Raw genomic sequence first — 14,002 nt, 5'->3', positions numbered from 1 at the left:
TCAGGCACCGCGTTATCAGGCACCGCGTTATCAGGCACCGCGTTATCAGGCACCGCGTTATCAGGCACTGTGCAGCGCCGGGCCGAGCCGGTTGCCGTGCGCCGCGAGCAGCGCCCGCGCGTCGTCGGCGCCCACACCGCGCTCGATCATCACGACGGCCGTCTTCACGTCCCGTCCGGCGCTCTCCAGGACCTCCCGGGCCCGCAGCACCTGCGCGCCGGTGATCTCGGAGACGATGCGGGCCGCCCGGTCGACGAGCTTGGAGTTGCTGGCCACGACGTCGACCATGAAGTTCCCGTACGTGCGGCCCGACCTGATCATCGTGATCGTGGAGATCATGTTGAGGACCAGCTTCTGGGCTGTGCCGGCCTTCAGCCGGGTCGAGCCGGTGACCACCTCAGGCCCCACGATGACCTCGACGGCGTGGTCGGCGGCCCGCGCGAGCGGGGAGCCGGTGTTGCAGGCCAGGCCCACGGTCAGCGCGCCGAGCCGCCGGGCCTGCTCGACCGCCGCGACGACGTACGGCGCGCGCCCGCTGGCGGAGATGCCGACGACGGAGTCGAGCGGGCCGACGTGCTTGTCGCGGATCACGGCGGCGCCCGCCTCGGCGTCGTCCTCGGCGCCCTCGACGGAGCGCACCAGCGCGGCCTCGCCGCCCGCGATGATGCCCTGGACCAGGTCGGGGTGCGTGCCGAAGGTCGGCGGGCACTCGGAGGCGTCGAGCACCGCGAGCCGCCCGGAGGTGCCCGCGCCCACGTAGAGGAGCCTGCCCCCGTCGGTCATCCGCGCCGCGATCGCGTCGATGGCCGCGGAGATCGCCGGGACGGCCCGGCCCACCGCGGCAGGGACGGCGGCGTCGGCCGCGTTCATGAGCCGCGCGATCTCCTCCGTCGGCAGCGTGTCGATCCCGCTGTAGCGGGGATCGCTCTGTTCGGTGGCGAGAGCGGCGAGTGAGTGCGTCATGGTCGTGGTTCCTCGGCTTCGGAGTGCTTATGGATCGCGTGCGTACGGGGCTTGAGCTGCTGGTGAGCGCGCCGAAGGCCGGCTGGGAACGGGTGGGCCTCGTCACCAACCCCACCGGAGTCCTGCCCGATCTGACGGCCGCCGCACCGGCCCTGCTGGCCGCCGGGGTGCCCGTGACCACGGTGTTCAGCCCCGAGCACGGCCTGCGCGGCACGGCCCAGGCGGGCGGCGGCGAGGGCGACACCGTCGACCCGGTCACCGGCCTGCCCGTGCTGGACACCTACCGGCGGACCGGCGGCGACCTGGACGCGCTGGTCGCCTCGTCCGGGGTGGACGCGCTCGTCTTCGACGTGTGCGACGTGGGCGCGCGCTTCTACACCTACGTCTGGACGATGTACGACCTCATGGGATCGGCGGCCCGGCTCGGGCTGCGGTTCACCGTGCTCGACCGGCCCAACCCGATCGGCGGCGCGGTGACCGAGGGCCCGGTGCTCGACCCGGCCTACGCGAGCTTCGTCGGCCGCGCCGCCCTGCCCGTACGGCACGGCCTCACGCCGGGCGAGATCGCGCTGTCGGTCAACCGTGCGATCGGCGCCGAGCTGGAGGTCGTGCCGATGGAGGGCTGGCGCAGGCGGTGGCGTTTCGACCGCACCGGGCTGCCCTGGGTGATGCCGTCGGCCAACATGCCGACCCTCGACACCGCCCTGGTCTACCCCGGCACCGGGCTGCTGGAGGGCGTGAACGCCGCCGAGGGCCGTGGCACGACCCGGCCGTTCGAGCTGGTCGGCGCGCCGTACGCGGACGGCCGGTTCGCCGCAGCGCTGAACGACCTCGGCCTGCCCGGCGTGCGCTTCCGCGACACGTGGTTCGCTCCGACGTTCGGCAGGCACGCGGGCGTCGCGGTGCGCGGGGCGCAGCTGCACGTGACCGACCAGGAGGCCTTCCTGCCGGTGCTGACGGGCGTGTCCGTCCTGCACGTGCTGCGCGCCCTCTATCCGGGCGACTTCGCCTGCGAGCCGTTCCTCGACCTGCTGTGGGGCTCGGCGTCGCTGCGCGAGCACCTGGAGGCGGGCCGCGACCCCCGGGGGCTGTGCCCCCCACCGGGCCCGCCCCGAGGCGAACTGCTGTACGGCTGACATCAGTCCAGCGCGCGGCGGTAGAGCCAGAACACCCGCTCGGCGCGGGCGCCCACCGCCCGGGAGTAGAAGCGGAGCGGGCCCACCCAGCCGATCTGCGCTGAGGTCTGCCCCGCGGCGGCCTGCTCGGCGAGGCAGCGGCGCAGCAGCACCCGGCCCACGCCGAGACCGCGGGCGGCCTCGGCCGTGCCCATCGGCCCGAACCACAGCGGACGGGCGCCCCAGGCGGCGAAACCGAGGATCTCCCCGTCGCGGTAGGCATAGTGGAGACCGGTCGCCTGCTCGGCCTCCCAGGCCCACTTGTCGTTCCACTGCTCGCGGACGAAGGCCGCGACCGTGGCACGCTCCCCCGCGGGCGCGGCCGCGACCGTGACCCCTGCGGCGGCGAGCTTCGCCAGGTCGGCCTCGTGCTCGGCCTCGTCGTAGCGGGCGGGCAGGCCGGCCGTCATGTTCCAGGCCACGCGGTAGCGCTCATATCCCAGGCTCTCGGCCAGGCAGGCGGCCGGGGTGTAGCGCACGTCGATCCCGGGCCAGGCGTAGCAGGGCGGGTTGCCGGCGAACCTGGCCTCGGCCGCGCCATGCGCCCGCATCCACTCCTCGGCCGCGCCGACGAGCGCCCGCCCGATCCCCCGGCCCTGGGCGGCGGGATCCACGGCGATCAGGTCGATGTGACCGGCGCCGTCCGCGCCGATCGAGGTGAACACGGCGCCGTCCCGGTCCGGGGTGGCCAGGACCGTCCACGCCCGATCCCCCGGCGGGTCGGCCAGCCGCCGTACGACCAGCGCGGCGTCCTCGGCGTCGGCCCACAGGGCGGCGGCGGCCAGGCGCTCCAGCGTCCCGTCGGCCTCGGCCGGAACGATGTCCGTCACTCGCCCACCCCCACCGGGATCACGCTGCGCCGCCTGGGGTGGAAGCAGGCGTACTCCTGCCCGGCTTCCTCTCCGGCCTCCTCTCCGGGCCCGCCGTCGCGGCCCAGCACGGGCATCTCGTGCTCGCAGCGCTCGGTGCTGAACGGGCAGCGCCGGGCGAACAGGCAGCCGCCGTCGGGCTCGCCCTCCCGCTGCATCTCCCTCGGCACGACCCGCTCGGCGCCGGGCCGTTCCAGGCCGTGCAGCACGGGGATCGCCGACAGCAGCGACTGGGTGTAGGGGTGGACCGGGTCCGCGATGATCTTCTCGGTGGCACCCCGCTCGACGACCTGGCCGCGGTAGAGCACGTACAGCTCGCCGTCGCCGCCGATGTAGCGGGCGGTCGCGATGTCGTGGGTGATGAACAGCACGCCCACGCCGAGGCGCTCGCGCAGGTCCTTCAGCAGGGCGAGGATGCCCAGGCGCAGCGACACGTCGATCATCGAGACGGCCTCGTCGGCGACGAGCACCTCGGGGTCCATGGTGAGCGCGCGGGCGATCACCACGCGCTGGCGCATGCCGCCCGACAGCTGGTGGGGGTAGCGCGGGAGCACGTAGCCGGGGTCGATGCCGACCATCGCCAGCAGCTCCGCCGCCCGCCCGTCGACCCACGACCGCGGGCGGCCCGTCTGCCGGGCGCGCAGCCGCAGCGGCGCCTCCAGCGTCTGGTGGATCGTCCGGGTGGGGTTCAACGCCGAGTAGGGGTCCTGGTGGATGAGCTGGACGCGGCGGAAGTACGGCTGCCGCCTGCGGTGGCTCAGCGACGACATCGGCACGCCGTCGATGACGATCTCGCCGCCGTCGTGGCTCTCCAGCCCGGCGACGATCCGGCCGAGGGTGGTCTTGCCGCTGCCCGACTCGCCGATGAACGAGACGGCGCCGCCCTTGGCGATGGAGAAGTCCACACCGCGCAGCGCGGGCACCTCGCGGGCGCCGAGCACGCCGCCGCGCTGCTTGAAGATCTTGGTGATCCCGGTTCCCGTGATCACACGAGCTCCTTCCGCTTGACCAGCGTGAGGTGGCGGTCGGCGGCGTGGCAGGCGACCGTGCGGCCGTCCCGGTTGACGGACATGGGCTCGTCGGTCTCGCACACGTCCATGCGCCGCTCGCAGCGCTCGCGGAACACGCAGCCCTGCGTGGGCAGCGTCCCGAGCGTCGGCGGGCGTCCCGGCAGCGCCCTGGCCAGCGACAGGTCGCCGGACAGGCGCGGGATCGCCCTGATCAGGCCCTGGGTGTACGGGTGCCGGGCGTCCCCGAGCACCTCGGTCACCGGGCCGTGCTCGACCACCCGGCCGCCGTACATGACGGCGAGGCTGTCGGCGACCTCGGCGACCGCGCCGACGTCGTGGGTGATCACGAGGGTGGTGAGGGCGCGTTCCTCGTGGACCTCGCGGATGATCCGCAGGATCGTGGCCTGCGTGATCATGTCGAGGGCGGTGGTCGGCTCGTCCAGAACGACGACTTTGGCGTTCAGGACGAGCGCGAGCATGATGCCGACCCTCTGGCGCATGCCGCCGGACAGCTCGTGCTGGTAGGAGTCGAGCACCCGGGCGCCGTCCATGCCCATGCGGGCCAGCAGGTCCTTGGCGTCGCGCACCAGCCCCCGCAGGTCCTCCACGTCGTGGGAGCGGCCGAGGTCGAGCAGCTGCTTGCCGATGGTCTTCAGCGGGTTCAGCGAGTTCTGCGCGGCCTGGAAGACGTAGCCGACCTGGCGGCCGCGGGCGCGGCGCAGGTCCTCGCCCCGCAGCGTCAGCACGTCACCGAGGCCGTCGATCTCCACGCTGCCCGCCGCGATCCTGCCGGGCGGCTGGACGGCGTTGAGCAGGGAGAGCGCGAGCGTCGACTTGCCCGAGCCCGACTCGCCGACGACGCCGGTGATCGTGCCGGGGGCGAGAGCGAGGTCGACGCCGCGTACGGCGGGCAACTCGCCCGCGGGCGTCTTGTAGACGACCGTGAGGTCCCGGATCCGGACCCCCGGTGCTTCTATGTCATGTGCGGTCGTGTCAGCGGTCATGGGGGCTACTCCTCCCGCAGGCGGGGGTTGAAGATCTCGTCCATCGCGTCCACGATCAGCACGATTCCCAGCGTGAGCAACAGGATCGCGATCAGCGGGGCCAGCAGGTACGGCAGCGCGGCGGGGGTGGTGAGCGCCCCGCCGTTGAACACGGCGAGGTTCAGCATCACGCCCCAGTTGTTCGACTCGAACGGCAGCACGCCGAGGAAGAACAGGCCCACCTGGGCGTACACCGCGCCGGTGACGGCGATGAGCATGTTCATCGCGATGTACGGCGCCATGCTCGGCAGCAGTTCGCGGCCGATGATGTGCCGGGTGGGCAGGCCGAGTCCGCGGGCCGCCTCGATGAAGCCCCGCTCGCGCAGCGACAGCGTCTGCGACCGCACGGCGCGGGCGATGCCGCCCCAGCCGAGCACCCCGAGCACCAGGCCCATCTCCAGCGGGCTCTCGAACTTCCACACCGTGGACAGCACGAGCAGCAGCGGCAGGCCGGGGATCGCGAGGTTCATGTCGGTCAGCCGCATCAGCAGCATGTCCCACCGGCCGCGGTGGAAGCCGGCGACCAGCCCGATGAGCGTGCCGAGCGCGACCGTGATGACGGCCGTGGCCAGGCCGGTGAGCAGCACGTAACGCGCGCCGGTGACGACCAGCGCGAGCACGTCGGTGCCCTCGAAGTCGGTGCCGAAGGGGTGAGCCAGGCTCGGCGGCGCGTACAGCGCGTTGTCGTCGCGCGGCAGCTGGGCGGGGTAGAGCAGCGGCCCGGCCACGCCCATGAGCGCGAACAGGACCACGATGACCACGCCGGCCATGCGGCTGGGCTTGCGCCGCAGCACCCGCCACACCCCGCGCCAGAAGTTGCGCCGCAGCGTCGCCCGCGTGGTCCCGGCCGGCAGGGCCTCGGGGCTGATCGCCCCCTCCGGGTTGACGATGACGGTCATGCCGCGCCTCCGCTCCTGACCCGCGGGTCGATCGCCGTGTACAGCAGGTCGGCGGCGATGTTGGCGACGACGATGCCCACCGTGATCACCAGGAACGTGCCGCCCATCAGCGCGTAGTCGCGGCTGCTGATGCTGTTGACGAGCAGCAGGCCGAGGCCCGGGTAGTTGAAGATCTCCTCGATGAAGATCGAGCCGCCGAACAGCATGCCGATCGACAGGGCGAGGATCGTGAACAGCGGCAGGATCGCGTTGCGCGCCAGATACCGGAACACGAAGCCGCGCCGCAGGCCGCGCAGCTCGGCCGCGAGGATGAAGTCGTCGCCGAGCACGGCGACCACGTTCGACTTCATCGCGAGGATCCACCCGCCGTAACTGGCCAGCGTGTACGTGACGACGGGCAGCACGGCGTGGTGCACCAGCGAGCCGATGTAGCCGGCGTTGAAGCCGGGGACGAACTCGACGTCCACCGGCCCGCCCGACGGCATGATCGGCCACAGCGTGGCGAAGATCGCGGTGAGCAGCAGGCCGATGACGTACACCGGCACGCCGTGCAGCAGCGAGCCGGACAGCGCGAGCGCGTCGCCCAGCTTGCCCGACCGCTTGATCGCGGCGTAGACGCCCATGGTGACGCCGAGCAGGAAGCTCAGCAGCGTGCCGGCGAGGACCGGCAGCACGGTCCACCGGGCCGCGTGCCCGATGAGCGTGGTCACCTCCACGCCGGGCGTGCTGAGCGAACGCCCGAGGTCGAGGTGGAGCAGCGAGCCCATGTAGCCGACGTACTGCTGCCACAGGTTGCCGGTGGGCAGGAAGCCGTACAGGACGGCGGTGGCCCGCTCGGCCTGCTCGGGCGACATGCCCTTCTGGATCAGGCTCTCGTACTGCCCGAGCACGGGGTTGCCGGGAATCTCCCGGATGATGACGAAGCTGATCGTGGCGACGACCCAGATCATCGCCAGGCCGCGGACCAGGTGGCCGCCGATCTTCCTGGCGATGGCGCCCAGCCGGGGACGCCCCGGAACGGCGTGCGTCATGCCTGCCCCTTCTCCGCTTTCCTGATCATCCCGAGCTGCATCCACACGCCGGACGACAGCCGCAGGGACTCGTCGTCGTCGGGCGGGAACGCGGTGTACCGGGACGTGTTCACGAACTGGGTGTTCACGTAGTCCCAGAGCTGGACGACCGGAAGCTGCTCGTTGGCGACCGTGGCCAGGACGCCGACGATGCGCTTCTGCTCGTCCTGGGACGCGTAGTTCAGCCTGCTGGTCAGGTCACCCGGGTCCACCGTGCCGGCGGCGCCCGCGTCGACCTTCTCCGGGCCGCCCATCCAGTTGCCCTCGGTGCCCGGGGCCACGTGGCGCAGCCGGCCGCCGAACATCTGCCAGCCGTTCGCCTGGCCGAACAGCCGCTGGAAGATGTTGTACGGCGAGGGGCCGAGGCCGATCAGCCAGAACCCCAGGTCGTACTTGCCGTCGGCGAGCTCGCCCAGATAGAGCGTGTAGTCGGCCGCCGTGACCACGCTCGCGTCGATGCCGTGGTCGCCGAGCTGGCTGGTGATCGACTTGGCCGCGGCGACCCAGTCGGAGAACGACGCGGGCACGTGGATGCGCACCTTCCACGGGCTGCCGTCGGGCAGGGTCCAGCGGCCACCCCGCTTGGTCATGCCGGCCGCCTTCAGCTCGGCGTCGGCCTTGGCGGGGTTCACGCGATACTGCTCCAGGCTGTCGAACGCGTCGCCCAGCCAGGCCCGGGCCGCCTTGGCGTGGATGCCCGAGGTGGTGGCGGCGGGCGTGCCGCCCTCCGGAGAGGCGATCCTCGTGACCTGGGCGCGGTCGATCAGGTAGGCCATCGCCCGCCGCACGTGCACGTTGTCGTACGGCTTGTGCGACTGGTTGAACGCGAGGGAGACCGCCACGGGCGAGTAGCCCTTGACCACCTTGCTGCCCTTCGCGTCGCGGATCCGGTTCATGACGGCGGTGGGCACGGAGGTGAAGGGGGCGTTGTCCAGCCGGCCGGCGATCAGGTAGTTCCAGATCTGCTCGTTGCCGGTGTAGTTGAGGATCTTCACCTTGTCCGGCGCGATGTTCTGCCGGGCGAAGAAGTAGGGGTTGCGCTTGAGCAGCGCCGCGCCGGGGTTCACCCGCTCCAGCACGAACGGCCCGGCGGACACGTCGTGACCGGGGTCGAACGCGATGACCTTCTCCGCGAGCCCGGTGATCTGGTTCTTCGCCTTCTCGGCCGCCGCGCCCTGGCCGTGCTGGGCGACCTTGAGCGTCTGCCAGAAGTCGGCGGGCAGCAGCTTCCCGAAGACGTGCGCGGGCACGACCACGGTCGACAGCAGGTTGGCGAGGAACGTCGAACTGCGGTTGGCGCCCTGCGTCACCCTGATCGTCTTGGGGTCGACGACCTGGATGTCGGCGGCGGCGCCCGCCGCCTTCGGGTCCAGCGCGTACGCCGTGCCGCCCTGGGTGTAGGCGAGACCGATCGAGACCCGAACATCCTCGCTGGTCACCGGCTTGCCATCGGACCACCTGGCGTCCGGCTGCAGGTGGATGACGACCTCCGACCGGTCCGGGGACATGCTCCAGCTCCTGGCGATCGCCGGGTAGAACTGGTTGGGATCGGTGGGGTCGTTCTTGGGCCACGCCAGCGCCATGCCGTTGTATCCCGAGAAGACCGATCCGACGGGGTTGAACGGGTTGATCGGCGCGCTCGCGTTGATCTGCTTGCTGCCGTCGATCGTGGTGTACACGCCGCCGCTCTGCTGGGCGGTGTCCGTCGTCCCGGTAGTGCCGCAGGCGGTCACGGTGACGATGGACGCCACCGCCATGATCGCTGCGAGTCGCTTCATGGGCTGCTCCTGGTTCCCGATTGCCTGGACAATACGGGCGCTCGCGGGATGTCGTCAATTTTTTCCATGAGCAGACAAGGCTATGGAGATAATTTTTACCCGAGCCCGCTACCTGCGACAACATCGTCTGCGGGGGGGCTCAGACGGTGCCCGTGAGCCGGCGCGCCGCCGCCCGCGCGGAGGCCGTGGAGTTGCCGTGCGTGGCAAGGTACAGCCGCCCCGCGGGCGGCCCCGGGACCCCCGTCTCCACCACGACCGCGTCCGGGCGGGCCCGCAGCGCGTCGTCGAGGAGCCGCCGCATCCAGGCGTGCCGTACGGCGTCGTGGACGGCGATCACGAGGGGGCGCGCCCTCTCGCTCAGGTCGGGCAGGCGCCCGTCGTCGTGCACCTCGACCGTCACCGTTCCGGGGAGGATCTCCTCGATCGCCTGACCGAGTTTCAGCGGGGTCGCGCGGCCGACGGCCTGGCTGGGCCGCGCCGCCAGATGCACCACCAGCGGCGCCTTCGTCAGCGGCGGCGCCGCCTGCTCCGCCGGGGTCGCGCGCAGGGCGGCCGTCGCCGCCGCCAGGCCGAGGCCCTCGTCGGCGTCGCGGGCCGCGGCGGCTCGTGCCTCGGCCTGCGCGTCGTACCACGCGGCCAGGTCCCGCACCCGGCCCGCCGCCTCGGCCAGGCGCTCCTCCGCCAGCCGTCCCTCGCGGACCGCGCGGGTGATCGCGTCGCGCAGCGCGTAGACGCTCTCTCCCCTCGCCGAGGACACCCCGACGCAGATCGCGTCGGCCCCGGCGGCCAGCGCGCGCACTGCGATCTCGCCCGGCTCGTGCAGGGCGGCGACCGCGCGCATCTCGATCGCGTCGGTCACCGCGAGGCCGTCGAACCCCAGTTCCTCGCGCAGCAGGCCGGTCAGCACCGCCCGGCTCAGGGTCGCGGGAAGCTCGTCGACGGCGGGGACGAGCAGGTGACCGCACATCACGGCGCGCACCCCTGCCGCGATGGCGGCCCGGAACGGCGGCAGGTCGCGCCGTTCTATCACCTCGCGGGAGGCCCGTACGGCGGGCAGCGCCAGGTGGGAGTCGGTCACGGTGTCCCCGTGGCCAGGGAAGTGCTTGGCGCAGGCGGCCACCCCCGCGCTCTGCAGTCCCTCGATCCATGCGATGCCGTGACGGGCGACCTCCTCGGGGTCGGAGCCGAAGGAACGCACGCCGATGACGGGGTTGCGGGGGTCGGCGTTGACGTCCACCACGGGCGCGTAGTCGAGGGTGATCCCGGCGGCGGCGACCATCCGGCCGATCTGCCGCGCCACCCGGCGAGTCAGCGACTCGTCGCCGGCCACACCCAGCGCCATGTTGCCCGGCCACGAGCTGCCGGTGGCCGCCTCCAGCCGGGTGACGGCGCCGCCCTCCTCGTCCACGGCGACGACCACGTCCGGCCGCTCTCTGCGCAGCTCGGCGACCAGGGCGGCCGTCCCGCCGACCGCGTCGGCGTCGCCGGCGGCATCGGGGGCGGCGTTACGGGTGACGTCGGGGACAACGTTACGGGTGACGTCGCGGGCGACGTTGCGGGTGATGTTGCGGGCGAACAGGATCACGCCGCCCAGTCCCTCCGCGAGCGCCCGCCGCAGCCACGCGGGCGGCTCGGTGCCCTCGAAACCGGGCTGGAGCACGGCCATCGCCATCCGGTCCAGCTCGCCGCCGATCATGCGACCTCCTGCCCGATCAGCACGCGGTGCGCTTCGGCGGCACGGGGGTCGCCGGGCAGGGCCGCCCGCACCGCGAGCGCGGCGGCCCCCGCCGCGTTGTCCCGGGCGCGCACCAGCACGGCCCGCCTGCCCAGCTCGGCCCGGACCAGATGGGCGAGCTCGGTCGGCTCGGTCAGCAGCGACCCCGCGAGCACCAGCGGCCCCGCGCCCATCTGGTCCGGGCCGCCCTTCGCCTGTGTCCCCCTCTCACGGGGGCCCTCCCCCGTCACGACCCGCGCCGTACGGCACAGCCTGCGGGCCGCCTCCGCGACGATGCCGCGCGCCACCTCGTCGCCCTCGCGGGCGGCGGCGTCCACCACGGGCGCGAGCGTGCCCAGCCAGGCGGGCCCCGATTCGGCGACCCGCGCGTACACGGCCGCCACCAGGGCCTGGGTGAGCGCGGGCCCGTCGTCGTCGCCGGCCGCCCCCGCTCCCAGGACGGCCTCGGCCACCCGGGCGACCAGCACCGTGGGCGCGCCCCGGCCGTCGATCGCGTTCAGCGCCGCGGCGGCGGCCCTGCGGCCCAGCCACACGCCCGAACCCTCGTCGCCGAGGAGCCAGCCGAGCCCGTCGGCCCGCCGTACGATGCGGCGGTCGCGGACGCGGGCGCCGATGGCGCCGGTGCCCGCCACCAGGACCGCACCGTCCGGCTGGTCGGTGGCGCCGGTGAAGGCGACCAGCACGTCGGCCACCACCGCCGGACGCCCGGCGAGCCCCGCCTCCCGCCAGGCCCGCTCCGCCGACTCCGCGGCGCGGGCGGCTCCGGCGAGGCCGAACACGCCGCCGGCGACCCGCGCGCGGTCCAGGCCCTCCAGCGCGCCGAGCAGCGCGGCGCGCAGGTTGGCGGCCGGGTCGGGGACCGAGATGGCGTTGGCGCCGCCGGCCCGTCCCCGCCCGGCGATCTCCCCCGACTCGGTGACCACGACGCAGCGCGTGCTGGTGCCTCCCCCGTCCACACCGACGAACAGAGCCCCCACGGCCGCTCCTTTGTAGATACCTTCCATCAAGGTATAAGGCGATGGAAATCATCTACAACGTCGCCGGCCGGACGGGATGCCCGGTTATTTCTTGCTGTCGGTGAGATCGACGAGCGCGGTGGCCGCCCGGAAGAACTTGTTGCGGCCCAGATCTCCCACGGTCTTGATGTGGAAGGCCTTCTTCAGCAGCTCCGCGTCCTCCGCGCTCACCCCGGCCAGCGCGTCCACCGGCGCCTTGATGATCTCATCCAGCGTCTTGTCCTCGTATTCGCGGTCGAGCAGCTTCGCCAGGTCTGCCGATACAGCCATGGTTCCCCCCATCGAACACGCCCCCGATACCTCTTGAAGTGCCCAAACGGCACATTTCCTATGCCGCTGCGATCGCGGAGCTCCCGTAGTCCCACAGGCGGTCCGCCGCGTCCGGATCGAGCGCGTGGGCCGCCACGCCGCCGAGGATCTCGGGAGTGGCGAGCGGGGCCTCCTGGTTGTCCTCGAAGTAGCGGCCGGTCACGCCTTCCACCAGAGGTGAGGCCGCCAGCAGCACCGACGCCGCCGCGCCCTGGGCAAGGGTCTTGAGGTAGGGCTTCGGGATGATCTCACCGTTCTCGTCGATCGCGCCCATCTCGCGCATCGTCGCCTCGTCCATGTGGCGCTGGAGGTTCGTGATGATCCAGCCGGGGTTGAGCGCGTTCGCCGTGATTCCGTCGGCCGCCCACCGGCGGGCGCCCACCGCGAGCAGGACGTCCGCCGTCTTGGACTGCCCGTAGGCCGCCCACGGATGGTACGGCCGGCGCTCGAACTGCGGGTCGTCGAAGTCGAACGGCACGTCGCGATGGGCCCCCGAGCTGACGACGACGATCCGCGCCCGGCCCGCCGCCCGCAGGCTGTCGTACAGCCCCACGGCAAGGGCGAAATGTCCGAGGTAGTTCGTCGCGAGCTGCATCTCCCAGCCTTGCGCGTTGACCTGGCGCACCGGGAGCGCCATGATCCCGGCGTTGGCGACCAGCACGTCGAGCGGGCCGCGCCAGTTCCGTACGAACTCCGCGACCGATGACAGATCGGCCAGGTCGAGCGCGGCCGACCGCACGGATCCGGGCGCGTCGGCGAAGGTCTCGGCGATCCGCGCCCCCGCGGCCGGATCGCGGGTGGCGATGGTGACCTCCGCCCCGGCCGCGGCCAGGACGCGGACGGTTTCGGTGCCGATGCCGGAGGCGCCGCCGGTGACGACGACGCGGCGCCCGGACAGATCCACCCCCTCGATGATCTCGGAGGCGGTGGCGTGGGAGTGGAACGGAGTCGTGAGACGAGTCTGGTCGTTGGTCATGAGGCCACGCTAGGAGACCCGGTTAGGACTATCTATAGTAGAAAGTCCGTAGAACTTTATCCGTCGTCCAGTCCACTCGAACCACCGCGGGGGAACCAATGGATCCGCTCGAAGACGTGCTCGCGCTGCTGGGCACCAGAGCGCACCTGTCCACGGGAATGACGGCGGGCGGCAGCTGGGCGGTGCGCTTCGAGCCGCCGGACGGCGTGAAGTTCAACACCCTCCGGCGCGGCCGGTGCCTCCTGGACGTCGAGGGCCTCACCGCCCCGATCGCTCTGGAGGAGGGCGACTGCTTCCTGCTCACGCACCCCCTCGCCTTCACCCTCTTCAGCGACCCCCACGCCGTTCCGGTCGACGCCGGGCCCTTGTGGACGGCCGCGGGGGACGGGCTCCCCCATGTCGGCGACGGCGTGGACACGTTCCTCGTCGGCGGCCGCTTCTCGTTCGGCGACCGGGCGCGCGGGCTCCTGCTCGACGGGCTGCCGCCGGTCATCCACGTGCCCGCGGACACCGGCGAAGCGAGTGCGGTGCGGTGGGCCCTCGGTCAGATCGACGCCGAGCTGCGGGGGCATCCGATCGGCTCGACGCTCGTGGCCGAGCATCTCGCCGTGGTGATGCTCATCCATGTCCTGCGCCTGCATCTCGCCCGCGAGCCCCAAGCGGTGTCGGGGTGGCTCGCCGGTCTCGCCGACCCCGTGGTCGCGGCGGCCCTGCGGTCCGTGCACGCCCGGCCCGCCCACCCGTGGACCGTCGCGGAGCTGGCGCGGGCCGGTGCGGTGTCCCGATCCACCCTCGCCGCGCGGTTCAAGGAGACGGTCGGTCTCGGTCCCCTCGACTACCTCACCCGCTGGCGGATCGAGCTCGCCTCCCAGCGCCTGCGCACCGGCGACGACACGCTCGCCACGATCGCCCTCGCCGTCGGCTACGGCTCGGAGAGCGCCCTCAGCACCGCGTTCAAACGGATCACCGGCAGCTCGCCGCGCGAGTATCGCCGGCGGCATGCGGGCGCTCCGGCCCTTGAGACGTCCCCCGGCCCGGCGTCACTGGCCGCCGGTTGAACCGTCGCCGCCGGCGGAGCGATGGCCGGAGCGGCTGGCGGTTCGGCCGCCGGAGCGGCCGGCGATGCGGTGGCCGGAGCGGTGGCCGGAGCGGTGGCCGG

General features: G+C 72.7%; 13 protein-coding genes. 2 read left to right on the top strand and 11 right to left on the bottom strand.

All coding sequences use genetic code 11. The features are described from left to right. Positions 1 to 60: 60 nt before the first annotated feature. Complete coding sequence (gene murQ, locus BXA11_RS28780) at positions 61 to 963, bottom strand: N-acetylmuramic acid 6-phosphate etherase (protein WP_076439581.1); 903 nt, start codon at positions 961 to 963, stop codon at positions 61 to 63. 29 nt (positions 964 to 992) lie between these two features. Here murQ and BXA11_RS28775 point away from each other — a divergent pair, with 29 nt between their 5' ends. After that, positions 993 to 2,099, top strand: a complete 1,107-nt coding sequence (locus BXA11_RS28775) for an exo-beta-N-acetylmuramidase NamZ family protein (RefSeq protein ID WP_076439579.1) — start codon at positions 993 to 995, stop codon at positions 2,097 to 2,099. A 2-nt stretch (positions 2,100 to 2,101) separates the two neighbouring features. Here BXA11_RS28775 and BXA11_RS28770 read toward each other — a convergent pair whose 3' ends face one another. The 10 genes from BXA11_RS28770 to BXA11_RS28725 all read right to left on the bottom strand — a co-directional run bounded on the left by BXA11_RS28770 (position 2,102) and on the right by BXA11_RS28725 (position 12,843). Continuing rightward, entirely contained in the window at positions 2,102 to 2,968 is an 867-nt protein-coding gene (locus BXA11_RS28770) for a GNAT family N-acetyltransferase (protein WP_076439577.1), read from the bottom strand. After that, positions 2,965 to 3,996, bottom strand: coding sequence for an ABC transporter ATP-binding protein (locus BXA11_RS28765; protein WP_076439575.1), 1,032 nt, complete (start codon positions 3,994 to 3,996; stop codon positions 2,965 to 2,967). Before BXA11_RS28765 ends, BXA11_RS28770 begins: the two co-directional genes overlap by 4 nt. Further along, a complete protein-coding gene (locus tag BXA11_RS28760) occupies positions 3,993 to 5,021 on the bottom strand; it encodes an ABC transporter ATP-binding protein (protein ID WP_076439574.1) in 1,029 nt (342 codons plus the stop codon). Before BXA11_RS28760 ends, BXA11_RS28765 begins: the two co-directional genes overlap by 4 nt. 5 nt (positions 5,022 to 5,026) lie before the next feature. Further along, positions 5,027 to 5,959: an ABC transporter permease gene (locus tag BXA11_RS28755; protein WP_081903765.1), complete on the bottom strand. Its 933-nt coding sequence runs from the start codon at positions 5,957 to 5,959 to the stop codon at positions 5,027 to 5,029. Next, entirely contained in the window at positions 5,956 to 6,990 is a 1,035-nt protein-coding gene (locus BXA11_RS28750; protein WP_051762057.1) for an ABC transporter permease, read from the bottom strand. The genes BXA11_RS28755 and BXA11_RS28750 overlap by 4 nt, the downstream gene beginning before the upstream one ends. Further along, positions 6,987 to 8,807: an ABC transporter substrate-binding protein gene (locus tag BXA11_RS28745; RefSeq protein ID WP_076439573.1), complete on the bottom strand. Its 1,821-nt coding sequence runs from the start codon at positions 8,805 to 8,807 to the stop codon at positions 6,987 to 6,989. The genes BXA11_RS28750 and BXA11_RS28745 overlap by 4 nt, the downstream gene beginning before the upstream one ends. 139 nt (positions 8,808 to 8,946) lie before the next feature. Next, a complete protein-coding gene (locus tag BXA11_RS28740) occupies positions 8,947 to 10,503 on the bottom strand; it encodes a glycoside hydrolase family 3 protein (RefSeq protein ID WP_076439571.1) in 1,557 nt (518 codons plus the stop codon). Next, a complete protein-coding gene (locus BXA11_RS28735) occupies positions 10,500 to 11,519 on the bottom strand; it encodes an N-acetylglucosamine kinase (RefSeq protein WP_076439569.1) in 1,020 nt (339 codons plus the stop codon). Before BXA11_RS28735 ends, BXA11_RS28740 begins: the two co-directional genes overlap by 4 nt. An 84-nt stretch (positions 11,520 to 11,603) precedes the next feature. Further along, the gene (locus tag BXA11_RS28730; RefSeq protein WP_030509920.1) at positions 11,604 to 11,828 is read right to left on the bottom strand and encodes a hypothetical protein; all 225 of its coding nucleotides are present in this window, start codon (positions 11,826 to 11,828) and stop codon (positions 11,604 to 11,606) included. Positions 11,829 to 11,886: 58 nt separating this feature from the next. Then, entirely contained in the window at positions 11,887 to 12,843 is a 957-nt protein-coding gene (locus tag BXA11_RS28725; RefSeq protein ID WP_076439567.1) for an SDR family NAD(P)-dependent oxidoreductase, read from the bottom strand. Positions 12,844 to 12,941: 98 nt separating this feature from the next. Between BXA11_RS28725 and BXA11_RS28720 the strand changes: the two genes are divergently transcribed. Then, on the top strand, positions 12,942 to 13,901 hold the full coding sequence (locus tag BXA11_RS28720; protein WP_076439565.1) for an AraC family transcriptional regulator: 960 nt from the start codon (positions 12,942 to 12,944) through the stop codon (positions 13,899 to 13,901). Positions 13,902 to 14,002: the final 101 nt, after the last annotated feature.

Source organism: Microbispora rosea (genome assembly GCF_900156315.1).
In the GTDB taxonomy this organism is placed as follows: domain Bacteria; phylum Actinomycetota; class Actinomycetes; order Streptosporangiales; family Streptosporangiaceae; genus Microbispora; species Microbispora rosea.
The sequence above is the reverse complement of the archived record's forward strand: the minus strand, read 5'-3'. Positions and strand labels throughout refer to the sequence as shown.

What these genes read in the sequence shown, in the direction of transcription:
- murQ (WP_076439581.1), bottom strand. Translation starts at nt 963, where the DNA reads ATGACGCACTCACTCGCCGCTCTCGCCACCGAACAGAGCGATCCCCGC.
- BXA11_RS28775 (WP_076439579.1), top strand. Translation starts at nt 993, where the DNA reads ATGGATCGCGTGCGTACGGGGCTTGAGCTGCTGGTGAGCGCGCCGAAG.
- BXA11_RS28760 (WP_076439574.1), bottom strand. Translation starts at nt 5,021, where the DNA reads ATGACCGCTGACACGACCGCACATGACATAGAAGCACCGGGGGTCCGG.
- BXA11_RS28755 (WP_081903765.1), bottom strand. Translation starts at nt 5,959, where the DNA reads ATGACCGTCATCGTCAACCCGGAGGGGGCGATCAGCCCCGAGGCCCTG.
- BXA11_RS28750 (WP_051762057.1), bottom strand. Translation starts at nt 6,990, where the DNA reads ATGACGCACGCCGTTCCGGGGCGTCCCCGGCTGGGCGCCATCGCCAGG.
- BXA11_RS28745 (WP_076439573.1), bottom strand. Translation starts at nt 8,807, where the DNA reads ATGAAGCGACTCGCAGCGATCATGGCGGTGGCGTCCATCGTCACCGTG.
- BXA11_RS28740 (WP_076439571.1), bottom strand. Translation starts at nt 10,503, where the DNA reads ATGATCGGCGGCGAGCTGGACCGGATGGCGATGGCCGTGCTCCAGCCC.
- BXA11_RS28730 (WP_030509920.1), bottom strand. Translation starts at nt 11,828, where the DNA reads ATGGCTGTATCGGCAGACCTGGCGAAGCTGCTCGACCGCGAATACGAG.
- BXA11_RS28725 (WP_076439567.1), bottom strand. Translation starts at nt 12,843, where the DNA reads ATGACCAACGACCAGACTCGTCTCACGACTCCGTTCCACTCCCACGCC.
- BXA11_RS28720 (WP_076439565.1), top strand. Translation starts at nt 12,942, where the DNA reads ATGGATCCGCTCGAAGACGTGCTCGCGCTGCTGGGCACCAGAGCGCAC.